This is a genomic window from Paenibacillus sp. BR1-192, from assembly GCF_029542445.1.
Lineage (GTDB): Bacteria > Bacillota > Bacilli > Paenibacillales > Paenibacillaceae > Paenibacillus_AQ > Paenibacillus_AQ lautus_A.
In genome coordinates this window covers 3,290,821-3,313,253 of sequence record NZ_CP120718.1, presented here as the reverse complement: position 1 = coordinate 3,313,253, position 22,433 = coordinate 3,290,821, and the positions used below count along the sequence as shown (strand labels likewise).

Below are 22,433 nucleotides of genomic sequence, written 5' to 3'. Positions count from 1 at the left end.
GACATGACCTCCTGAATGTTTATTGGTTGATGTATGTTAACCCTTAAGGGAGCCAACCGTAAGCCCTTTCACGAAGAACCGTTGGAAGAACGGGAAGATGATCAGCATCGGCCCGCCGGCCAGCACCGCGATCGCCATTCTTGCCGAGTTGTTCGGGAAGCTGGATAAATCGATGCCCAGCTGCTGCGAAAATTCCGAATTGGAGGTTATGAACTCGATGCTGCCCAGCGTTCGCACAAGCAGCAGCTGCAGCGGCACCTTGTCGGGATCGTCGATATACAGCATGGCGTTGAACCATTCGTTCCAGTACGTGAACGAGATAAGCAAACCCAGCGTGGCCAAGGCCGGCGTGGATAGCGGCAATATGATCCGGAAAAAGATGCGCAGCTCCCTTGCCCCGTCGATTTTGGCGGATTCCACGATTTCAAGCGGAATTTTGGACATGAATCCCTTCATGACCATGATGTTGAAGGGCGAGAGCAGAACCGGCAGGATTAGGGCAAGCAAGCTGTCCTTTAAATGCAGGTATTGGGTGATGAGAATATAGGAAGGGACGAGCCCGCCGCTGAACAGCATCGTGAAAAACACGTAAAACGTCGTTACCCTGTTGTAGCGGTAATCCGGTCTCGAGATGACGTATGCGGTCATCGCGGTGAGCAGAAGGCCTGCCAGCGCTCCAATGACGGTCACCGTGATCGTGACCCCGTAGGCCCGCAGCAAAATGTCGGGTGCGTCGAGAAGATAGCGATAAGCCTCCAGGCTGAACGTTTCTGGAAAAAACTGATAGCCCTTGTCGGTAAGCGACGCTTCGTCCGTCAGCGAGACCGCGACAACGAGCAGAAACGGCAGGACGATGGCCAGCGATAGCAGGATGAACAGCAGATGGATCAACATTTTGGATAGTTCGAATTTCTTCGGCATCGGATATCCTCCTTCTTACCACAGGGAATGCTCTGGATTGATTTTGCGCACGATCCCGTTCGCCGCCAGCACGAGCACGAAACCGACAACCGACTGATAGAAGCCCGTGGCGGCCGACATGCTGACATTACCGATCTCTCGGAGTGCGCGGTATACGTACGTATCGATAATATCCGTGGATCCGTACAGGAAGCCGGAGTTGTTCGGAATGAAATAATGCAGTCCGAAGTCGCCGCGGAACATGTTGCCGATGGACAAAATCAGCAGAATGATGACCAGCGGAGCCAGCAGCGGGACCGTAATTCTCATGGCCATCTGCCATTTCGTCGCACCATCGATCCGGGCTGCCTCGTAATACTCGCTGTTAATGCCGATAATGCCCGCAAAATAAATAAGCGTGTTGAAGCCGACTGCCTTCCATAAATGAACAAGAATGAGAATGGCCGGCCATGCCTCGGCCGTCTGGTACCAACTGATCGGATCCATGCCGAACATTTGCAAGGTGCGGTTAATGAAACCGTCGGAATGGTTCAGGAAGGCATATGCCACGTATCCGACCAGCACCCAGGATAGAAAGTGGGGCAGAAACAGCGCGGTCTGATAAAATTTGCTCCATTTCGCCCTGAGCTCGTTCATCAGAATGGCCAACAACAGCGCAGCGGCCGTGGTAACTGCAATGTAAGCGGCATTATACAGCACCGTATTGCGCGTGATCCGCCAAGCCGTATCGGTCGAGAACAAATAACGGAAGTTTTCCAGACCTACCCATTCGCTGCCGAATATGCCGAGATCGTAGCGATAATGCTTGAAGGCGATGATCAATCCCACCAATGGAATATAGGCAAAAATCAGCTTGTACAGAATCCCCGGCAGGGATAAGAGAAACAGCTCGCGGTTGTTTCGAAAGTGGCGAAGCTCCCTGCGAAGCGCCGATTTTTTTGGGCGAGTGCTGGCTGGTTCTGAATCCGGGTCGGGCCCGGTTCCCGATCGGTTCGCCGGTTCCGCGCCCATAGAGCCCGATCGTGTAATCTTCTTCAACATAGCGAAAGCCCCTTCCTTTCCTTGTGCACTTCTTGCCTGCGTTCCAGGCTTTGCACGTTTAACGATAGCTCAAACGCGGTACTTTCCGTTACTGTACAATTTCAGGATTGCTGTACAGGCGGACTGTAGGGATTTCGGAATGCTGTACAGCCGGCTGTATAGATCCAAGATTGTTGCACTTGCAAAATTTCAGGGCCTCTGCCGATACTAAGGGGCTACCATTCTCCCATCATCGATGCGATGCCCAAGGTGCAGGAGCAGTGGAGACAGTACTTTTCAGTTAAGCGTTGATCCAACTGGTCGACGGGGGCTCTCAGATTGTATCGAATCTGCCGGTTCGCCCGCATTCGAATGGATATCATTGTCGGAGCACGGCATGGCAAAAACCCGCAAACGGCAACACTCGCCTGCGGGTCTGATGGAACCTGTGCGATTTAAGTACTGCGCTCGATGGCGCACTTCAGGCGGTACTCTTTCGGGGTCGTTCCATACCGGCGCTTGAACAGCCGATAGAAATAGCTTTCATTGCCGAAGCCTACCTTCTCCATGATTTCGGCCACGGTCAATTGCTGCTGCTCCAGATACTGCTGGGCACGGGCAAGCCGAGTCGCGTTGATCTGGTCGACTACCGTCGCACCTTCCTGCGCCTTGAACACTTGCCCCAAATAGACGGAACTCATCTTCAGCATATCGGCGATCTTCTGTACGTTGAGGTCCGGATCGGCATAATGCTTATCGATCATTTCCTTGACGGTATCCGCAAGCAGCCGGTTTTTATCCTCGCGTCCGCTCCTGCGCTGCTCGAACACTTCCCGCACGACGTCCAGGAGCACGCACTCGATCTCGTCCAGCGTCTCTTTTTCGAGAATGCGGCGGTTGATTGCCTGCAGATTGACCGACACCGGGTTCAAGTTGTTATTATTCATTTCACCAAGCGTATGGCTCAGCGTCATGGTCAAATGCAGCAGCGCCGAAAACATGCCGTCAAAGCTAAACTCGGCAAGATGCTCCCTCCAGCTCCGAATCGCTTGCTCCGTCTCGTCCGGATTGCCGCCCTTTAAGCCCTCCGTCAGCCGGCGTTCCAGTTCCTTCGGAATGGTAAGCGATTCGTTTCGCTCGTTCCTGCGGATCATCTCCGGCCGGATCACGGCGCCCTTACCGAATATCATGCGATAGTTGGAATGCCGCAGCGCCAGATTGTAATGTTTCGTAAGCTGGCGATAATCCTCGAAGGTATCGCTTAGCGTTACGGTGAACGTAATCCGATAGAAGCGGAGAATGGTTTGCTGAAGTTCACGGAAGCGTTCGTGCAAGGACTCGAGGTGACCGGAATCGCCCCCGACAACAAAAACGAGATGGCCGCTCTTCATATCCGCCGCTTCGCAGGAGCCGCCATGGCGCAGCAGTTCCTGGCCGATATTCGCGATGGCGAAGGAATAAAGCTCTTCCGCCCGGGGAACCGGCTGCAGGACCTGGCTTTGCAGGTCGCCCAGCTGTACAAGCGCAAGTCGAAGCGGCGAAGGATGCACGATATCGATCCCGTACTGCTCCTTCATCCGCATAAACGCTGCTTCGTCCATGCTGTCGCTTGTGCCGATCAGGCTCCGCAGATGATATAACTTGGCGATATTCCATTGCGTGGCCCGCTCCTGTTCCAATCCTCTGAGCTTGCCGATCATTTCCGTTACGTTCTCCGTGATCAGGGACAGCTCATCCTTGGCTTTGGCGTCTCCACGTCCATCGTAGGGCACCAGCGTAAGCAGGCGTCCTACCGGTTTGTATAGCCGGAGCGAAATCAGTACGGACAGCAGCAAAGCCAGCACGGCCACGGACAAAGTCACGGCCATCTCCGTCCACCGCATCTGGCGGACGCTGCCCAGCACGTCGTCATAGTCTTGAAGGCTGATGATCTGCCAGTCGTTTAAGCCTTTGCTTAAATAGGTGACCTTATATTTCTTATCGCCTTGTTGATGGATGAAGGAGTCCGGTGCATGGTTTGCCGAGCCCATCCGTCCGAGTAAATCTCTCTTGATGTCCAGCCCGGGCGGTAGCTTGCGGTCGCCCGCCATCAGCACTTGACCATTGCCGTCCGTAACGAACAGGACGTCGTTTTCCCGTTCGGCGACCCGATTAAGCGCTTTCACATTGTCCAGCATCCACCCCGGCTTCACGGTCAAGATCAGCGCGTTCCGATTGACGGAACCGAGGCTCGGCCCATCATATATGAAAAATGCGAACACGTCGATGCCTTCGTTCTCCCCGTCGAGATCGAGCGGAATGAGCTGCAGCTTCGGCAGGTCCGCACGAGCGTCCATGTAATCTTCCAATGCGCCGTAAAGGACGCGCGTATCCATATCATGGCTCAGCGACGAGAAAAAACGGCCCTGTTTGCCGTTATAAAAAACGGCGGCGTGCAAGTACGGGGAAGCAGCAACCGTGCGGTTCAAACGTTCGATCTTCAGGATGCTCTGCTTATAATCCGCCCCGGATTTCAGTGCGATGAGCTCTTCGTCGTTATACAGCGATACCGCCAAATCCTTCACGATCCCGTTCATGTTCTCAATGTTGTAGTTGATTTGGGTGAGCAGCTTGACGTCGGCCTCATGCTGGAGGCTCAACACTTTGTCACGGGCGGCGGCGTTCAGAAAGAGGGAGGCTATGGCGAGCATGGCGACGACGAGCATAAAGCTCAGGATAATCCGCTGCAAATATTTGCGAGAGCGGAGGGTTTGCAGCAAGTTCATGGGACCACTCTCCTGCAAGTTTAGGTGGCTTTACTATAAGCCGCCGGGATTTTCATTGTCAATCTGCATTTTCGAAATATTACCCTGTACGGGATACGCACTGACCGTATCTCTGGGTATTGTCGTATGATCAGGGCCGCTCAGGTGACCCGCCCCTCGCCATCCCTCTTCTGCCGAAGCATTTGCCGATAAGCACCTGGCGTCATGCCAACCTTGGCGGTAAACAGGCGCGTCATGTAGTTCGAATCGCGGATTCCCACGCGTTCCGCGATCTCGGAAATGCCAAGCACCGTGCCGCCAAGCAGTTTCTTGGCCTCCTCCAGGCGCAGGTGCAGCACGTACTGCAGTGGCGTTTTGCCGATATGCCTCTTCATGCATCTTGCGACATAACTCGCTTGGAAGTGGAGCTTTTCCTCCAGCGCGGCCCGTTCAAACGGCTCCTTCCAATGTTCGTTCAAATAGGCTGCGGCGGCCTGGGCCAGCCGGACGGAAGGCTCCGGCTCGGACGTCCGGGCACAGCCAGCCTGCAGCGCGGCAAACAGCTCGGTCAGCAAAAGGTGGAGCTGGAGCGCATTTTCCCCGTTCAGTCTGTTGTGGGTATCGTTCAATCCGCGCAGCATCGGCTCCAAGGTTTGCACCTCGAAGGGCGCAAACTTCGGCAAGTACATGCGCTGCTGCGGAGAAGGCTCAACGTCTTCGACCGTGCCTTTGGACAGCAGGTTCGACCAGGGAATATCTTCCCGACGGATGCGCGCGGCCGGATGACCATGAATGAAATGCACCCAATAAATCTCCGTATGCTCCGAGCAGGCTCGGTGTCCGACATGCGGCAGTCCCGCTTCCAGCACCAGCAGCTTTCCCGCGCCGACCTCATACTCCGTCTGTTCTTCCGTCATATAGAGCGTTCCTTTCGTGACCAGAAGCAGGTCATAAACGCCGAAGGTACGGGCGAAATGCCTGTCTCCCGGCTTCCATACGGCATGTCCGGCCGTAACGAATTGCGGCAGCGGCGGTATGGCGAATTCTAAGCACAGCACAGCCATCCCCTCCTTTTCGCAAGTTCATTTTGTGCTAATCAAAGTCTATATTATCACTGGTTGCCCGCATGAAAAAGAGGTACATTTGATCACGAGAAACCGCTCTCATATAGCGACTAAGGAGGCTGTTTACGCATGCGTTTTCGTCAGGTTCATCTCGACTTCCATACATCCGAGGCCATTCCCGGCATCGGTAGCCGGTTTTCAAAACCCCAGTTTCAGAACATGCTGCGCGCTGGGCATGTCGATTCCATCACCGTGTTTTCTAAATGCCATCACGGCTGGGCTTACCATCCGAGCGAAGCCAATGAAACGCACCCGCATCTCTCATTCGATCTGCTGGGCGAAATGATCTCGGCTGCCCATGAAATCGGCGTCAAGACGCCGGTGTACTTATCCGCGGGGCTGGACGAAAAGCTGGCGCGGCGCCATCCCGAATGGCTGATCCGCGACGCGAAAGACCGTACGCGCTGGGCAGAAGATTTCATGACGCCCGGTTACCATGAATTTTGCTTCAACACGCCTTACCTGGACATCTTGCTGGCGCAAATCCGCGAGGTAGTTTCCAGGTATGATGCGGACGGCATTTTCCTTGACATCGTCGGAATCCGTCAATGCCGGTGCCAGCATTGCGTGGCCGCGCTGCGATCAGCGGGTCATGACCCTCGCGATGAAGCTGCCGTTGCCGCGTTAGGCGAATCCACCTACCTGAACTATGCCCGCCGCGTAAGAGAAACGATCGATGAGATTAAACCCGGTCTGCCGGTATTCCATAACAGCGGCCATCAACGTCGCGGCCGCCACGACCTTGCTCAAGTCAACAGCCATTTGGAACTCGAATCGCTTCCTACCGGAGGCTGGGGTTACGATCACTTTCCGCTGTCCGCACGCTATGCACAGACGCTAGGCACGGACTATCTCGGCATGACGGGCAAATTCCATACCTCCTGGGGCGAATTCGGCGGTTACAAGCATCCGAACGCACTGCGCTTCGAAACGGCGCTCAGTCTCGCCCATGGCGCCAAGTGCTCGATCGGCGACCAGCTTCATCCTTCGGGTCTCATGGATGAAGCAACCTACGCCTTGATCGGCACAGCCTATGCGGAGGTGGAAGCGAAAGAGCCTTGGTGCAGCGCAACCTCTTCCGTGGCGGACATCGCCGTCCTGTCGCTGGAGGCTGCTTGGGAGGCTTGCCCGGAAGCACGGAAGTCGAATGACCGGAACAACCTGGCGGATGCCGGTGCGGTACGCATCCTGACCGAAGGGCATTACCTTTACGACATCGTGGATGCAAGTGCTGATTTTAGCCTCTACAACGTGCTGATTCTGCCGGACGAGGTACCGATATGGCCCGAATTGGAAGAGGACATCCGTGCATTCACCGCGGGCGGAGGAAAAGTTCTAGCCTCGGGTCGTTCGGGTTTGAATGCGGCAGGCGACGCGTTTGCGCTGGATCTCGGATTGAACTGGCAGGGCCAGAGCCCATACCGTCCGTCTTATTTCCGCCCGGACTTTGTTCCAGGACCTCTCATGCCTGCATCGTACGTAATGTACGGTGAAGGTCAGCTGGTTGAATTGAACGGCGGCCGAACGCTTGGCAGCCGGGAGAACCCGTACTTCAACCGCGATGTGTTTACGTTCTGCTCACATCAGCACACGCCAAGCGACGGAGAAGACGGCGGCCCGGGCATGATCGAGAGCACAAACGGCATCTACATTGCTTGGAATGTGTTCGGCGACTATGCGGACAACGGCCATCTCATTCTGAAGGAGATGGTATTGTATGCGATCGACCGGCTCCTGCCGCAGCCTACTCTGCGCTGCGATTTGCCGGCACGGGGCATCGCAACGCTGCAGTATCAGCAGGAAGAAAACCGCTATATTAATCACCTTCTCTATGCTTCTCCTGTCCTGAAGGGGCGCATTGAAGTCATCGAGGACATCGTACCGTTGCGGGATGTTTCCGTCCGCTTGCGCCTCCCTGCGGCGCCTTCGATCCGGCGGGTCTATCTGGCCCCCTCGATGGAAGAGCTTTCTTATACCATTGGGAGTCAGGGGGAGATCAACTATACGGTTCCCAATCTGGATAATCATCAAATGGTTGTGCTGGAACTGGCGTAAACTACATGCTTGCCTTCATGATGAGGGAACAGTTCTTCCATATGATACAAGCAGCCGCAGTCTGGAGACTGCGGCTGTTCGCATCATATCGGTTCATTTGCAGGTCTTTCATGTTGCCTGCTCACCTTTCTTTCGTCATGTGGCGAACGAATGTCAGCTGCTCAGCCGTTCTGAAGCTGGGTGCATTTGCTTAGTAATCGGATTATACATCTTCTAGCAGAACGGAATTGCGATGAGAACCAGGTACGTAACAAGGAAAGAAGATAGCGCGAATGGCGTTTACGTTCCTCGATTTATTCTATGACAGCGGAAAGCACGCCTTCCTTTATCAAGGTCCATCGATCCCGCGGATTGGCGATAAAGGACGATGCAATCGCTACAACCATATCTTTATCCGGAATGCAGCAGATGATATTGCCTCCATCGCCTACGGCCGAATATGTATAAATTCCGTCCTCATCCCTCAGCCACCACAAATAACCGTATTGGTTAGCGTTCATCGCCGTTGATTGGTCTATCCAATCTCCCGGTATAATCGGTTGTCTGTCCCATAGGCCGCGGTTCAGGTACAGAAAACCGAAACGCGCCATATCGCGCGGGCTTAACGTAAGGCCCCATCCACCCGTGGTGTTGCCGCCGGGGTCTTTGACCCATCCCCTGACGTCTTTACCGAATAAATGATCAAATCCGAATGATCCCATGTCATGATCCGGGATTTCGGTCATGCCAATCGGTTTAAACAAGTGTTCGTTCGCAAAGGCGCGTGCGCTTTTTCCGGTGGTGCGGGTGATAATGGCTGACAGCAGGTGCACTCCTGCGGTGGAATATTTGAACGCTCCCAGGGTTCCGCCTTCCCCCAGCATATCAAGCGTATATGCTACCCAATCAGGCTGCATGCACATTTTGTCCAATGGCTCGCGCCAGTCCTCAAAGGGATACGGAGCCGTCATCGTAAGAAGATGGCGAAGCGTAATGTCTTGTATTTGCCGATCACCGGACTTGTGTTCATATTCGGGAAAGAAATCCAGCACCTTTTGATCCGAATTGTCAATATAACCGGCACCGATGGCAATGCCTATGAGGGCGGATAAAACGCTCTTGGTGACCGATGCCACATGGTGGGTATCCTCCGGGCCGCAACCATGATCGTATTTTTCATATGCGATATATCCGTTTCTCACCACGACCATACCCTTGATGTTGCCGTATTCGGATGGGATCAAAGCATCAAGGTCCGAAAGCTTGCCGGCATCCAAACTCAAGGCTTCAGGGGCAGCGGCTTGCCATGCCTTCGTTGGCCAATACTCTATCTTCATTAGAGATACCTCGCATTTTTTATTTGTTTTTTCGACACGGGAAAATAGACCTCAGTAACCAAGTGCTCGGCCGCCGTGGCTTGATTCGGATCGGTTACATAGATTTCATACGGGGATTGGCGCAATGCGTATCCCTCTTCTTCTATCCATTCCCTGAGCCTGGCATATACCGATGTCAAATCCGAATAGGAACCCTTCCAAACAGACTTGGCACATCGTCCTCCCTCCAGGTCCCTCGTTCCAATAACCCTCTCCTTGACCGGGAGGGCAAACTCGGTGTCATTGCCTGCGGGATTGTATTCGGAGCTGTGATAAATCGTCATGGGCGTACCAACCAATGTAAGCTTCTCCTTGGCAATCTGTTCATATAACCCGCTAAAATACCTGCCATAACCCAGAGCATAATCCTCCCTGCTCATCATCCGGCGAATGAAAAGAAGATGCATTGGCGCCCGATCCACAAGCTGCACTTCAATTCGATTGAGGTACGACATCACGTCGATGCCCTTTTCCAGACTCAGGATATCCTGGTCCATTCGGTTCAGGGCATGATGATACATATCTAATTTGTGCTGGACTTCCCGACGCTTGCGGTGAAGGGCCGTGTAAAGCTTCTCATCCGAGTGACCCGGTTCCCCCGCTAAGATTTCTTTGATTTCGTCCAGTGAAAAATGGTAAGACTTCAACCGGTTAATATAGAGCATTCTCTTTAGCTGAGCGATGGAATAATACCTATACCCGTTTTCCGGATTGATCTGATCCGGATGAATTAATCCGATTTCATCGTAATACCGAAGCGTCTTCGTCGATACTTCGCATAGTTTGGAGAATTCCCCGATCGGCAGCAAGGATCCACCTCTTTCCGTATATAGACTCTTGGTTCAAGATCACTTTACACCTTGCCCTTAGGGCAAAGTCCACTGCTAATTTGTAAAATGGAATCCCTGATCTTCCTCGCCTCCGTACTACACCTGAGGAAGATCTTCCGGCAGTTCCCCGGTGTTCAGCCACTTCCCCGTTACACGGTTGAATAATGCCGGATCGGCAAGCGGTATGCCGTGCCCGATACCGGGAAACACGATCCCCTCCGCAAGGTTGGATAGCTGCACGAGGTCCCTGGCTGATTTTTTAACGCTGGCTCTTTCCTTCTCCCCGACCGTGACCAATACCTTCGTCGAAGATTCTTTGATGCTTGGAGAGATTGCATAGGACATGTTTTCCTTGAGCACCGAAACCAGCAGCTCCGAGGGCATATGCAGGGATTCCGAATAATACTGTTCAAAATCATCCCGATTCACGTACAGCGTGCTTGCCTGCCATCTGGAGAACCATCGGTATTTGGTCAGCGGAAAGGTCATTCGTACAGAAGGTTCGATCAGCTTCAGCGCAGCCGGCATCGGCCTAAGCAAAGCGCTGTTTACGATTGCGTAATCGATGAGTTGAGGTCGTTGGCACATCATTTCCACGAGAATCTGCGCCCCCAAGGAAAAACCGAATACAATAATTTCCCTTCCGTCCGCCTTATTCGAGATGACCTCATTGATCTGGGCTGCAGTGCGTTTTATAGAAAAGGGCCCGTTGGCGGAGCTGCCGCCGTGTCCGGGTAAATCGGGAACCAGGCAGTAATCGTCTTTAAAAAAGGGAAGCTGCTTGTTCCACATCCAGCCGCTTACCCCGCCCCCATGCAAAAATACGATCATCCTTGACGCATGAATGTTTCCGCTCTCCTTCATGAATAAGTTCATTGTATCATCCCCAATTTATAACATTTACTATTAATACAATTATAGTATATGAATCCGAAGATTTAACAGACTTTTTAGAATTTTATTATACTTTTAAAAGATTCATGGTATAAATTATGCATTGCACGGCTTGCCAATACAATTCCCTGGACCAAAGTCGAGTCTGGTTTCCTGCCGCGGATCCAGTTCAAACTCCTTCTTGGGACTGTTCTTCCTCCTCCCTGCATGGTCTACCATTAAGTGGAAATCCAATGCATATGTGATAAGGAGAGGAACACATGAAGCCGAAGAGACAAAGCAAGTCAAGAACCATTCGTGTATTGGCAGCCTCCGTGCTGTCCGCCAGTCTGCTGGCTTTCCCAGTCGATATTCATGCGGCAGCGGCCAAATCCGCAGAGTTCGCAGTCGAATCCCGGCATGCGGGGGCACCGGTACTAAGCTCCAACGAAGTCAAGGCTTTCGCTGACGCTTATTTTGCCGATCCCCAGGTTTCGGACATGCTGGCAGGCGCACTAGTAGTGGTCATACAAGACGACAAGGTGCTGTTGAATACGGGCTACGGTTACGCCGATCTTGAATCCAAGAAGAAGATTGATCCGGATCGTACATTGTTCCGCATGGCATCGATATCGAAATCGGTTACCGCAACGGCGGTCATGCAGCTGGTCGAGAACGGGAAAATCGACCTGAAGCAAAACATAACCGAATACATGCCGGATGTGAAGATCCCTAACCATACCGGCGCCCCCGTCACCGTTGAGCATTTGCTGACGCATACGACGGGCTTCGATTTTACGGACAGCTACTCGGTTCCGCCTCAAATCATTCAGAAGGGCGAGATTCCGCTCGCCGATTTTATCCGGGTGAATGCTCCGGCTGTGGTTCGTACGCCTGGTGAAGTTTACCGGTATGACAATCTGGCATCCTCCATGCAGGGATATATTGTCCAGAGCGTATCTGGAGAGCCGTTTGAGAATTATATCAAAAAGCAAATATTCGACCCGCTGAACATGAAGCATGCCGCATTTCGAATGAATGACGATATCATCGCGAATCTTGCCACGGGGTACAATGTCGATCAACAACCGATAAAGCCTTACGAGAACGTGCCTACCATCGCACCTGAAGGCGGCATGTTCGCCAGCGGTACCGATATGGCCAATTTCATTACTGCCCATCTGAACGAGGGCCGATTCGGATCGGCTCGCATCCTGAAGGAGGAAACGACGCGATTGATGCACAAGACGCATTATGATGCCGCTGGCATTCCGTTGACGTCTTACGGCTTCGAGTCGTTCATGCACAACAGCCATAACGGCCAAACGGTGATTGGCAAAGGCGGCGATTTGGAGGGCTACCATTCCTGGCTTTGGCTGCTTCCCGACCAGAATGTCGGTGGTCTGATCGTTGTTAACAGCGACAAGAGCGCTTCGATCCGCAGCGAATTTTTCGTCGCGTTCATGGATCATTTCTATCCGAAAAAGCAGGGCTCAGAGAATTCATTCCCACTCCATCAGGAGCAGCTGCAGAAATTCGAGGGCCTATACAGAAGCCTGAGGACCCCGATAATCGCCACCCAGGTGACTGCCGGACAAGGCGAGCTGCTGGTTAACGATGCCATGGGCGAGCATAAACTCAAACCGGTCGGACCGCTGCGGTTTGTGGATGAGAACGGTGTACCCGCCGCGTTTAAGGAAGATGATAACGGTGATGTTGCGTACATGTATTACACGGCCATCGACAGTATGTCCGAGAAGCTCCCGAATCCTGCTCCATACAACGACGTCCCTGAAGAAAATCCTTATGCCAAGGACATTTACTTCGCTCAGTCTCTCCAGGCTTTCGGGGATAAAGGACAATCCAGCTTCCGGCCGGATGAACCGATTACCCGGGCCGAGTTTGTCAGCGTCATCAGCAGGCTGGCCGGCATGAAGCCTAGCGAAAGCGTAAGCATATTCAAAGATATGCAAGGGCACCCGCTTGCTGGTTATGTGCAGAATGCTGCGGATATGGGCGCCGTGATCGGCAAGACGAACCAGAATTTCGAACCCGATCAGCCGATCACGCGCCAAGAGGCTGCAGTTATCATATGGCGGACTGCACATCATGCGCTTGGCGCGAAGGCCGTCCCGTCCAAACTCCGTACGAAACCGGCCGCGTGGGCGGATGAATCGGTGCAGTTTATGGTCGGAACCGGCATGCATGGTCCCGAAGTGACCAAGGATGCAAACGGTGCGGCCGATTACCGCCCAACGGACAATCTTCTGCGGAAGGAAGCGGCGGCCATCTACGCGAAACTGATTCAGCAGGCTTTTGGTTTTTAATTTGGTCTGCTGCTTACTAGTGGAAGCTTGGCACTCATAGCTTAATATGAATAAGAACAGCTGACGGTTTCGAATCGTCAGCTGTTCTAGTACGAATCATAATCAGGTGATGGTGATTAGCCCCCCGATCCTATCTAGAAAAATGCATATAATCCTTCTTCAAAGTACTTGTACTCCGACTCGCTAATCCTTCCTCTCCCATATCCTTCAAAGAAAACGTCGATTTCCGATTCGGTTTCAATCGCGTTCGGTTTAGGGCGTATCGCCAAAGACACATCATACCTTGGATCACCAAGCGCTCCACCGCTCCAATCTATGATGCCCGTAATGTTTCCGTCGCGAACCAAAACATTATCAATCGTGAAATCACCATGTATTAAGGTGTTTGTTAAGCGCCCACGATTGATTGTTTTCTTTATCTTCCACGAACCTGTAAACCGAAGGGACCAGCAACGATGTCTTTTGCAGAGAATGCAGAACGCGGATTTCTTGTGCCAGCCACGAGTTGTACTGCTCTCCCTTCGTTCGCTTTATAATAAATCGCCCCTGCTCGTTTTCCAGTATTCCTACATCCGATGTATGACCCTGTCTTGGAAATTCCAGCTTGGATACCGTACCTACTTCATCTATAATCGACTCGGGTATTTCATGCAATTGAATCGGAAGCATATCATGTCTCCTCACCTATAAATTGGAAGCAAATATTCTTCCTCATTATACACACTGCATTCGCCTTCAATCGATAATTTTCACCTTGGCTTTTGTACCTTGTTGACTTCATGCACAACAAAAAAGACATCCCCGTTAGGATGTCTTCTCGTCTCTTTTATGCACAGAATTATTCCAGCTTGAAGTTTCCGGAGCCCGTGCGAACCTTCAACAGCACGTCGCCGCTGCCAAGCGTTCCCTTCAGTCTTCCTTTGTCTTCGTCCTTCACCTCGTAACGCATTCCATCCAACCGAATATTTCCCTCACCGGAACTTCCCTGGTAATCGACTTCCAACGAAGTAGGTTCTTGAGCCAGATCAATGCTCACGTTGCCGCTGCCGGTTTGCAGATCGGCATCATGAACCAATCGTTCCGCATCCACGCGGATATTGCCGGATCCCGTCTTGCCTTGCAAAGCCGCTTCTCCATCACTCAGCTCAACGTTGCCGCTGCCGTTTTGAAAGCTCAGCTGTTCGGCATGATAGCCGTCTGCCGAGATTTCGCCGGACCCCGATTGCAGCGCCACCGATTCGGCTTCAATCTCCTCAACTTCGATATTGCCGCTGCCGGTATGCACCGCCAGCTCGCCGGCGTTCACCTGCTGGACATTGACATTGCCGCTGCCTGCCTTGACGGTAACCTCGTCTCCCAGTATGCTCTCTATTTCGATATTACCGCTCCCGCTTTCGATCTTGGCCGTTTCCCAGTACTTTTCCGGTAACTCCACCGTTAACTGTAGATCCATAATGCTTATTCCCAGATTAATGCCATGATCTTCTTCGACGCCAACCGTCATCGAATCGCCGTTCGGCTCAACCTTCAATTTTACTTGGTCCGCATATTTCGAACTTGCCTTTCCACTCAGCCGCACCTTGATCTGATCCGCGGCTCCTTGGACGACATGAATGTCGATGCTTCCGGTCTTCACCGTCAAGTCCCGGTAATCATCCGCATCAAACGTTTGCTCTTCATTTATCTTCTTGGTGTCAAAGGAAAAGCCGAATTGAATATCCGAAAAAATGTTCCTTGGGTTCATCGTAAAGATCAGCAGCAGCACGCCGATTGCCACGATCAAGAATCCTGTTCTCTTCTTCATAACGTGTTCCTCATTCCTTCCATATCATCCCTGTATGAGTTCTCTTTTTTTGCCAATTACTGAAGTCCTGTTCAGTATAACATCCCTACGGGAAATGAGCATTGACCCCGCGAATGAGATTGGAACCCCGACCTAAGTCTAGTAAAGCTTGGGAATACACTGCAGACTATGCATTTAAATCAGAACCACCCGTCCAACGGGTGGTTTGCACTTGGGGTATAACCCCCTGTTGCCAAACTGCGCCTAAAGACGCTAGCCTGACCTCAAATCTGTTCAGGCTCAGTGTTATTTGTCACTTCCACTTACCAGTTAAACTGGTTTATTTCTTTTTGCTACTTTTACCACCGAATGGATCTTCATACTCTTTTACACTCAGCTTATCTATTGCTTGATCATGTGCTTCTTGCTCGCGAATATACTTAGCGACGGTTGCTTCATTTAATCCTACTGTGCTTACATAATAGCCTTCCGCCCAAAATTTTCGATTCCCGTACTTATACTTTAATTGGGCATGCTTCTCAAAGATCATTAGCGCACTTTTTCCCTTCAGATATCCCATGAATGTTGATACAGCTATTTTAGGAGGTATTGCTACCAGCATGTGCACATGATCTGGCATCATATGACCTTCTATGATTTCCACTCCCTTATATTTACATAGACGCTTGAAGATCTCGATCAAGTCTCTTCTCACTTGATTATATATTTCTTTACGTCTATACTTCGGGGTGAACACGATGTGATATTTGCACATCCACTTCGTGTGAGCTAAGCTATAATTCTTGTTTGCCATTAAGACCATTCCTTCCGTTGAACCTGAACATCTCAATGTTATCGGAATGGTCTTATTGGTGTAACCCTTGATTCCTCCACCCGCATAGCAGGTGGTTTTATGTTTCGCACGCTTCGCGTGCTCAACTGGCTAAAGCCTAAACAAAAAAAAGCCGCAAAGATCGCGACTTCTTCTTTAATCAAGTACTATCCCAATGCCACATCCAGAATCATCATCAGTACGAAACCGAACATCAAACTCATCGAAGCCAAATCCTTGTTGCCTTTTTCCTGTGAGCTTGGAATCACCTCTTCGGCTACGACAAAGATCATCGCTCCGGCCGCAAAGCTCAAGGCATAAGGCAGCATGGGTTCAATGAAGGCTACGGCGACCGCGCCTATCACCGCGGCGATAGGTTCGACCATTCCTGAAAACTGTCCATAAAAAAAGCTTCTTTTCCGCGACATTCCGTCACCGCGGAGCGGCATCGAGACCGCTACGCCCTCCGGGAAGTTCTGAATGCCGATGCCCAGGGCCAGCGTCAAAGCTCCCACCAGAGATGCCTCCGTTCCCCCGTTCGCAAGAGCCCCAAATGCGATCCCCACCGCTAATCCTTCCGGAATGTTGTGCAGCGTGATGGCCAGAACCAGCAAGGTGCTTCTTTTCCTCACTCTCGGATTATATCCCTCCGCTCCTCCCATCGGAGAATTGGGGTGAAGATGGGGTAGAATCTTATCGATTCCCCATATGAATACTCCGCCTAATAAAAATCCGAACGCAGCCGGAAACCAGTTCCCGATCGGATTGCCTTCCGACAGTTCGATGGCCGGTGCCAATAATGACCAGTAGCTGGCCGCAATCATGACGCCACCGGCAAACCCCAACATACTATCCAGCAAGCGCTGGTTCAATGTTTTCGTAACAAAAACAAGAGCCGCACCTAACGCCGTCATCCCCCAGGTAAACAAGGTGGCCAGCAATGCTTGGATGATGGGATTGAAATTCATAAAAAAGTCTACCATGCAACAAAGAACTCCTTCGATGAAATTAATATGATACTGATACTATTTCCTAATGCGAGCCCTACATGCATTTGTCGGTGATCCGATAAATCGATCTAGAGAATATGTACCCGCACGTTTCTATTCCGATGCATTTCAATGCAAATAATTATATATCATAAATTTCATAAAGTTGATAGATTGTTTTTCCGTGGCACCGGATCGGACCTGCCGTTTCCCCCAGAACGCTCACCTTTAGGTAAGTACCTGTAAGAAAAGTGCATACTTACATCAAACCGGCGAGCCCTTTATACTCAAGAACATACATCATATCCAAGGAGGAATCATCTTTTGAAAACTCTCGTTATCGTAACGCATCCGAACATAGAAACTTCGATCATCAATAAGCGCTGGGTAGAAGAACTCCGGCAATACCCGGATAAGTATACCGTTCACGAATTGCACAAAGCGTATCCGAACGGAATCATAGACGCGGAAAAAGAGCAGCAGCTCATAGAATCGCATCAAATTTTAGTTTTGCAATTCCCCGTTTATTGGTTTAGCTGCCCGCCGCTCCTGAAAAAATGGCTGGATGATGTTTTGACTTATGGTTGGGCTTATGGTTCGAATGGAGGCGATAAACTAAAGAAACGCAAGGTCGCATTAGCCGTATCCGCCGGCATTAAAGAGGAAGATTATCGGGAAGACGGAAGGTACCGCCACACCCTGGGGCAGCTGCTGGCTCCATTGGAGACAACGTTCTTATACTGCGATGCCGATTATCGTTCGTTCTATGCTTTCTATGGGCAGGAGAAGGAACCTGGCGGAAACGCGCCCGACATGGAGCCGTGGCCGCCCCAAAGCACATTGGATATAAGCGCCCGGCAGTATTTGAAGTTCTTAGACAACCTATGATGAGTTGCTGCAACAAAGTAAAAAAGAAGTATTTCCTGCTGTAGGAAATACTTCTTTAGTTACATCGGCCGTTGTCAAGCTTCACGCTGTACACCTTCCGGAGCGCTCAAACTGTTCTTCTCTCCCCATTCGCACATCATGTGTAATACAGGTATGAGAGAAAGTCCGCGTTCGGATAAAGTGTATTCCACTTTCGGGGGAACCTGGGGATATTCCGTCCGAACGATAAGATCATCCGTTTCCAGCTCCTTTAACATGATGCTAAGCGTTTTAAAGGATATGGAGCCGATGCTTCGTTTCAGCTCGTTATGCCGCATGATCTTTTTTTCTGACAGCCAGTACAGGATGATCATTTTATACTTGCCGCCGATTAAGGACAATGTATATCCAAAGCCGGTGTCTTGGGGTTTCACGCCGGTCGGTACACAGGTTTCGCTTTCCCGCATAAGCCACACTCTCCTTCCGATCTGTTTCCAAAGCTCGATATTAGGATCATTTTATCACAAATACGATCCTGGAAACTCAGGAGAATCCCTTCCGGCATGAGAATCAACCAGCCCAGACGTCTTTTACATATTGTCCTGTCGATTCCAAACCCGACAGCCAGGCAGCAGCATCTTCAGCATTCACGCCATGGCGCTCCTGATAGGATTGAATCAGCGTTTGTTCCACCTCCGGAGCCATCCGGGAGCCGTCGCCGCAAATGTACATTTGCGCTCCGCCCTCAAGCAGCGACAGCAAAAACATTCCGTCTTGTTTCATCAAATGCTGAACATAGCATTTCTCCGCTCCGCTTACCCTCGAGAAAGCCGTATGCAACGTGACCAGCCCCTCCTGCTCTGCCCGCTCAAACTCCTCGCGATACAGGAAGTCCTGCTCCGGATTCCGGCAGCCGAAGTACAGATGCGCGGCGCCCAGCTCTTGACCTGCCTCCCGAAGCGCTTGTCTCGCTTGGATAAATCCCCTGAACGGTGCAACGCCCGTGCCTGGTCCGATCATGATCATAGGCGTCGCTGGATCCTCCGGCAGCGCAAAACCCGACTCGGGAGAGCGTATAAACATCAAGACCTCCGCGCCCGTTTCCAATTCGGCCAAATAGTTCGAAGCAATGCCCCGATATTCTCCCTTGCCGCTCCATGCCCGGTCCCGAACGACGCTAACCGTGACGCTTGCCGTATTCCGGCTAACTTTCGGTGAGCTGGAAATCGAATAATATCTCGGCTTCAATGGCGGCAGAAGCTCAAGAAACCGTTCAAACGGCAGTTCGCAGGCTTCATACCGCTCCAGCAGGTCGAGCATGGTGATCCGTTTGGTCCGAACTTCGGCCTGATAGCTCGCTTCCTCTATCAGTTCTTGGAGCTCTTTGGCATGCGGTGGACATACCGTGCAAGCGGCCATTTCCCGTATCTGCGCCCTTGTAGCCGGTTCCTGCAGTTCCACGCTGCGGGACAACAGATCGTCGAGGCGGACAGGTATGCCGGTCGGCAAATATGCGCTGCTTCTTCCTTCTGCAGACAAAATAAGATGGGAGCCCGCGTTCAGTTTGAATCTTCGAAGTACTCGCTGAACCAGTGTCTTTGGATTGACCGGAAGCACCCCCAGATGATCGCCTTCGCGGTATTCCGCTCCGGGCGGGAGCGAGATTTCGATATGCTGCGTGATCCTTCCGCTGCCCTCATGCTGCAGATTGCGGCTAAATACGATACGCCCTGTCACGGCGCGATAGGTTTCCGTCAACGGAACGGCGGCCGCACCCTGGACGAACTGAACGGACAAGGCGCTGCGTTTCTGTCCATGGACCGCCGTAACCGGAAATCCGAGCGCTTGCATCAAATCCGGCCATAAATGCTCCGTCCACTCATCGACTTCCCGCTCAAAATCGCCGCTTGCATCACTTTCGCCGCGCTGGATCAAACGCTGGCCCCCTTTGAGTGCAAGCTGCTCGTCGATGAAGCGGGGAATGCGCTGATACGTGCTTGCCCAGTTATGGTCTCCGCACCCGAATACCGCGTAACGAACGCCCTCAATTTCGGATTCGTTCGCGTTCTCGAGCCATTCCGTGAAAGCCTTGGCATTGGAAGGCGGTTGTCCGTTGTACGATGCAGTAACGATGACTACAACGCCTTCCTTCGGAAGTTTTCCTGCATATTCGTCCAGTGTGCCCACCTGGCTGTCGAACCCTTGATGCTTCGCAGCATCCGCCACCTCTCTGGCAATTCCCTCAGCCGTGCCCAGATTGGAACCGTACAATGCGAGCAGCGGCGTATGATGGGCAGATGCCGCCGAAGGATCGGACTTGGCATCATCCCGCTTCTTCGATTCGAGCGAAGCAACTTGACCGCCACCCGGTACCAGGAGAGCCGTCCCGCCTTGACGGCTTCGAACCTGAATACGGAACCCTTCCGGCTTCAGAGTGAGTGTTTCCTTCACTTTCAGCTCATACGTCTGGTTATCGATCAGTTCGAAATATTTGAGAACCAAACCAAGGACCAGGGTTGCTTCCTGCAGCGCAAACTGCTGACCGATGCAGGCGCGTTGGCCGTTACCAAACGGTTTGTAGGCGTCATGCGGCACCTGGCTCGGATCCTCGAAACGTTCGGGTCTGAACGTTTCCGCATCGTCCCCCCACACCCGCGAGTCCCGATGGAGCCCTGGGATCAGGACGGTCACGCTGTCCCCTTTCTTCATGGGATAGGTTCCCCCGATCGCCGTATCTTCCTTTGCATACAAGGAGAAAGCAGGCGCCGTTGGCCATAAGCGCAGCGACTCGTTGAGTACCATGCGGACGTATTTGAGTTCCCTCACCTGGTTATAGGTCGGAACGGGATCTTTCAGTACGCGGTCCACTTCGCTGACCGCCTTAAACAAGGCTTCCGGATTTTTCATCAAATAATAAATGGCAAAGGACAACAAGCCGCTTGTCGTCTCATGTCCGGCGATCAGAAAGGTGATGATCTGGTAACGGATGTTCTCATGATCGAGAGACTCGCCTGTATCGGGATCGACGCCTTCCAGCATATGCGCGAGCAAATCCCCTTCTTCACCGCCGTGCTTTCTGCGATCTTGGATGAGCTCATCCACGAGGGAGAACATGAACTGGATATCCTCCTGAAACTGCCGTTTCTTTTTAATCATAAACATGTCCTGGATGCCCAGACGATGAAGCTGGTTCATGCCCTCATCCAGCGCCCGCACCATACTGTCGATAAATGGATGGTTGTCTTCGCGGTAGAAGCTGTTAAACCGGTAATTAAATCCGCAGAGGCCGATCGTATCCAGCGTCAAGCGCGTCATGTCGGCAGGAACGTCCACGGTTTCGTCCGGATTGAGCCGAGCCCATTTCTGGACCAGCTGCATGGCGATATCGACCATTTTCGTGTGGTAGCCTTGCATCGCGCGCTGGCTGAAGCTGGAGAGCAGAATGTTATGGGCTTTTTTCCAGTTTGGCTCCTGCGTGGCGCTCGTAAACAATCCATCCCCCGCGAATGGGCGGACATTCTGCAGCGGTGCCCAGATTCGTTTATCAAACCGCTTCTCGTCACAAGCATCCTTGACATATTCATGTCCCGAAACGTACAGTTCCTTGCGTCCGCCTGGATATTGAAATTGAAAGATCGGTCCGAGCTCGGAGGCAACTTTCACAAGCGATTGGACCGGTGCGGCGGAATCCAGCAGCGGCAGATTGCCGAGCGGACCGTAGGTTTTAGGCTGAGGCACTTCCTTGGTTTGTGTCATGCGATCTCCCTCCATCATCCCTGTCATCTCTTTGTATTTGCCCATTTTCGGGCAGAATAATTCTCGTTGCAGAACCAATTGACCATTTTCGTAATATGGTCATTTTCATGTAAAAAAGGAGGATTCGACGCGGCATCGTTTGTTTTCACTTACAATGGCTGCCTGATCCTGCCTTTACCCTATCATGATATGGATATCCGCACATCTGCCGGAGGTCCGTAATATCGTATAGGTCCGCTGTTATTCGTTTATTACTTTTCAACCAGGAAGTGACCCGTTATTACAACTTTTGGACTATGGCCATAACCCTACATGTAAGCTGACATTCACGGATCTATGTTAGTGGATTAATCCGTGTTCCTCATTTTACTTGCTTTAGAGATACGATATGATTAATGCCTATTTTTCCTGCTCTCTTTGGGGGAATCGTGGTCCGTTTGTATTCCTTAAAACCCATCTTTTCGTAGAGTTTCATCGCTGGTACATTCGTATCGGCTACCTCTTCTATTAAAAACTCACGGTATGGAGCAGCTTCAAGAATATGGCCTATGATCAGCGAGCCTACCCCTTGTCCTCGATATTCCGCGGCCGTCCCCACAAACTCAATCGAACACTTCATCGGAGACGGATTCGCAAGTGGCGTTTCAAATTCCTTTTTCAAAAACATGTGCGCAAGGCTGCCCTTATATAATCCCAAATGCTTCCGCAGCTCTTTTTTTGTTGAGTTTCACGGATAAAGAGGTGCCGTCCGAACATGCAGCCATTCCAGCCACTTTGTCGCCGGCAACGGCAACATAAAATTGGTCCAGGTTAAACATGTGCGCAAAGGCCCTGGCGATTTGCTCCTTATCTTTAGAGAAATACCCAAGCCATTGCGAGAACCCATCTGCAAAAATACGGGACATTTGAACTCTTGCATCCATTTCTAATTGATCGGCTTTCCTAACTGTAAACATA

General features: G+C 51.7%; 17 protein-coding genes and 1 pseudogene. 3 read left to right on the top strand and 15 right to left on the bottom strand.

The features are described 5' to 3' along the window. Positions 1-36: 36 nt before the first annotated feature. From P0X86_RS14800 to P0X86_RS14785, 4 genes are all read right to left on the bottom strand, one after another. Positions 37-921: a carbohydrate ABC transporter permease gene (locus P0X86_RS14800; RefSeq protein WP_090913611.1), complete on the bottom strand. Its 885-nt coding sequence runs from the start codon at positions 919-921 to the stop codon at positions 37-39. Positions 922-936: 15 nt separating this feature from the next. Beyond that, complete coding sequence (locus tag P0X86_RS14795; RefSeq protein WP_277748819.1) at positions 937-1,962, bottom strand: ABC transporter permease; 1,026 nt, start codon at positions 1,960-1,962, stop codon at positions 937-939. A 434-nt stretch (positions 1,963-2,396) separates the two neighbouring features. Next, positions 2,397-4,706, bottom strand: a complete 2,310-nt coding sequence (locus tag P0X86_RS14790; RefSeq protein ID WP_277748818.1) for a helix-turn-helix domain-containing protein — start codon at positions 4,704-4,706, stop codon at positions 2,397-2,399. 140 nt (positions 4,707-4,846) lie between these two features. Continuing rightward, the gene (locus P0X86_RS14785) at positions 4,847-5,749 is read right to left on the bottom strand and encodes a helix-turn-helix domain-containing protein (protein ID WP_277748817.1); all 903 of its coding nucleotides are present in this window, start codon (positions 5,747-5,749) and stop codon (positions 4,847-4,849) included. Between the two features lie 129 nt (positions 5,750-5,878). Between P0X86_RS14785 and P0X86_RS14780 the strand changes: the two genes are divergently transcribed. Next, a complete protein-coding gene (locus P0X86_RS14780; RefSeq protein WP_277748816.1) occupies positions 5,879-7,864 on the top strand; it encodes an alpha-amylase family protein in 1,986 nt (661 codons plus the stop codon). Positions 7,865-8,157: 293 nt separating this feature from the next. Here P0X86_RS14780 and P0X86_RS14775 read toward each other — a convergent pair whose 3' ends face one another. From P0X86_RS14775 to P0X86_RS14765, 3 genes are all read right to left on the bottom strand, one after another. Beyond that, on the bottom strand, positions 8,158-9,180 hold the full coding sequence (locus tag P0X86_RS14775; protein ID WP_277748815.1) for a serine hydrolase domain-containing protein: 1,023 nt from the start codon (positions 9,178-9,180) through the stop codon (positions 8,158-8,160). Then, positions 9,180-10,028 carry a MerR family transcriptional regulator gene (locus P0X86_RS14770; protein ID WP_277748814.1) on the bottom strand — a complete coding sequence of 283 codons (849 nt, stop codon included), beginning with the start codon at positions 10,026-10,028 and terminating at the stop codon, positions 9,180-9,182. The genes P0X86_RS14775 and P0X86_RS14770 overlap by 1 nt, the downstream gene beginning before the upstream one ends. 117 nt (positions 10,029-10,145) lie before the next feature. Beyond that, positions 10,146-10,925: an alpha/beta fold hydrolase gene (locus P0X86_RS14765; RefSeq protein WP_192572087.1), complete on the bottom strand. Its 780-nt coding sequence runs from the start codon at positions 10,923-10,925 to the stop codon at positions 10,146-10,148. A 278-nt stretch (positions 10,926-11,203) separates the two neighbouring features. On the opposite strand from P0X86_RS14765, the gene P0X86_RS14760 reads away from it, so the two are divergent. Continuing rightward, positions 11,204-13,249, top strand: coding sequence for a serine hydrolase domain-containing protein (locus P0X86_RS14760; RefSeq protein ID WP_277748813.1), 2,046 nt, complete (start codon positions 11,204-11,206; stop codon positions 13,247-13,249). 134 nt (positions 13,250-13,383) lie between these two features. Here the strand turns inward: P0X86_RS14760 and P0X86_RS33145 are convergent, their stop codons facing one another. The 5 genes from P0X86_RS33145 to P0X86_RS14740 form a co-directional block, all read right to left on the bottom strand. Continuing rightward, on the bottom strand, positions 13,384-13,596 hold the full coding sequence (locus tag P0X86_RS33145; RefSeq protein ID WP_347177543.1) for a phosphotransferase family protein: 213 nt from the start codon (positions 13,594-13,596) through the stop codon (positions 13,384-13,386). A gap of 19 nt (positions 13,597-13,615) precedes the next feature. Then, the gene (locus P0X86_RS33140) at positions 13,616-13,918 is read right to left on the bottom strand and encodes a hypothetical protein (protein ID WP_347177542.1); all 303 of its coding nucleotides are present in this window, start codon (positions 13,916-13,918) and stop codon (positions 13,616-13,618) included. Positions 13,919-14,087: 169 nt separating this feature from the next. Then, complete coding sequence (locus P0X86_RS14750; protein WP_277748812.1) at positions 14,088-15,053, bottom strand: DUF4097 family beta strand repeat-containing protein; 966 nt, start codon at positions 15,051-15,053, stop codon at positions 14,088-14,090. 319 nt (positions 15,054-15,372) lie between these two features. Continuing rightward, complete coding sequence (gene tnpA / locus P0X86_RS14745; RefSeq protein WP_277745902.1) at positions 15,373-15,846, bottom strand: IS200/IS605 family transposase; 474 nt, start codon at positions 15,844-15,846, stop codon at positions 15,373-15,375. A 185-nt stretch (positions 15,847-16,031) separates the two neighbouring features. After that, positions 16,032-16,847, bottom strand: coding sequence for a ZIP family metal transporter (locus P0X86_RS14740; protein WP_015735029.1), 816 nt, complete (start codon positions 16,845-16,847; stop codon positions 16,032-16,034). A gap of 330 nt (positions 16,848-17,177) precedes the next feature. Here P0X86_RS14740 and P0X86_RS14735 point away from each other — a divergent pair, with 330 nt between their 5' ends. Next, on the top strand, positions 17,178-17,741 hold the full coding sequence (locus tag P0X86_RS14735; RefSeq protein ID WP_277748811.1) for an NAD(P)H-dependent oxidoreductase: 564 nt from the start codon (positions 17,178-17,180) through the stop codon (positions 17,739-17,741). Positions 17,742-17,815: 74 nt separating this feature from the next. On the opposite strand, the gene P0X86_RS14730 is transcribed toward P0X86_RS14735, so the two are convergent. The 3 genes and pseudogenes from P0X86_RS14730 to P0X86_RS14720 form a co-directional block, all read right to left on the bottom strand. Then, positions 17,816-18,187 (bottom strand): winged helix-turn-helix transcriptional regulator, encoded by a 372-nt coding sequence (locus tag P0X86_RS14730; RefSeq protein ID WP_096775632.1) that lies wholly within the window; start codon positions 18,185-18,187, stop codon positions 17,816-17,818. A 103-nt stretch (positions 18,188-18,290) separates the two neighbouring features. Next, positions 18,291-21,476 carry a bifunctional cytochrome P450/NADPH--P450 reductase gene (locus P0X86_RS14725; RefSeq protein ID WP_277748810.1) on the bottom strand — a complete coding sequence of 1,062 codons (3,186 nt, stop codon included), beginning with the start codon at positions 21,474-21,476 and terminating at the stop codon, positions 18,291-18,293. A 361-nt stretch (positions 21,477-21,837) separates the two neighbouring features. Then, a pseudogene (locus tag P0X86_RS14720) lies at positions 21,838-22,432 on the bottom strand (GNAT family N-acetyltransferase). Between the last annotated feature and the right edge of the window lies 1 nt (position 22,433).

What these genes read in the sequence shown, in the direction of transcription:
- P0X86_RS14800 (WP_090913611.1), bottom strand. Translation starts at nt 921, where the DNA reads ATGCCGAAGAAATTCGAACTATCCAAAATGTTGATCCATCTGCTGTTC.
- P0X86_RS14795 (WP_277748819.1), bottom strand. Translation starts at nt 1,962, where the DNA reads ATGTTGAAGAAGATTACACGATCGGGCTCTATGGGCGCGGAACCGGCG.
- P0X86_RS14790 (WP_277748818.1), bottom strand. Translation starts at nt 4,706, where the DNA reads ATGAACTTGCTGCAAACCCTCCGCTCTCGCAAATATTTGCAGCGGATT.
- P0X86_RS14785 (WP_277748817.1), bottom strand. Translation starts at nt 5,749, where the DNA reads ATGGCTGTGCTGTGCTTAGAATTCGCCATACCGCCGCTGCCGCAATTC.
- P0X86_RS14780 (WP_277748816.1), top strand. Translation starts at nt 5,879, where the DNA reads ATGCGTTTTCGTCAGGTTCATCTCGACTTCCATACATCCGAGGCCATT.
- P0X86_RS14775 (WP_277748815.1), bottom strand. Translation starts at nt 9,180, where the DNA reads ATGAAGATAGAGTATTGGCCAACGAAGGCATGGCAAGCCGCTGCCCCT.
- P0X86_RS14765 (WP_192572087.1), bottom strand. Translation starts at nt 10,925, where the DNA reads ATGAACTTATTCATGAAGGAGAGCGGAAACATTCATGCGTCAAGGATG.
- P0X86_RS14760 (WP_277748813.1), top strand. Translation starts at nt 11,204, where the DNA reads ATGAAGCCGAAGAGACAAAGCAAGTCAAGAACCATTCGTGTATTGGCA.
- P0X86_RS33140 (WP_347177542.1), bottom strand. Translation starts at nt 13,918, where the DNA reads ATGCTTCCGATTCAATTGCATGAAATACCCGAGTCGATTATAGATGAA.
- P0X86_RS14750 (WP_277748812.1), bottom strand. Translation starts at nt 15,053, where the DNA reads ATGAAGAAGAGAACAGGATTCTTGATCGTGGCAATCGGCGTGCTGCTG.
- tnpA (WP_277745902.1), bottom strand. Translation starts at nt 15,846, where the DNA reads ATGGCAAACAAGAATTATAGCTTAGCTCACACGAAGTGGATGTGCAAA.
- P0X86_RS14740 (WP_015735029.1), bottom strand. Translation starts at nt 16,847, where the DNA reads ATGGTAGACTTTTTTATGAATTTCAATCCCATCATCCAAGCATTGCTG.
- P0X86_RS14730 (WP_096775632.1), bottom strand. Translation starts at nt 18,187, where the DNA reads ATGCGGGAAAGCGAAACCTGTGTACCGACCGGCGTGAAACCCCAAGAC.
- P0X86_RS14725 (WP_277748810.1), bottom strand. Translation starts at nt 21,476, where the DNA reads ATGACACAAACCAAGGAAGTGCCTCAGCCTAAAACCTACGGTCCGCTC.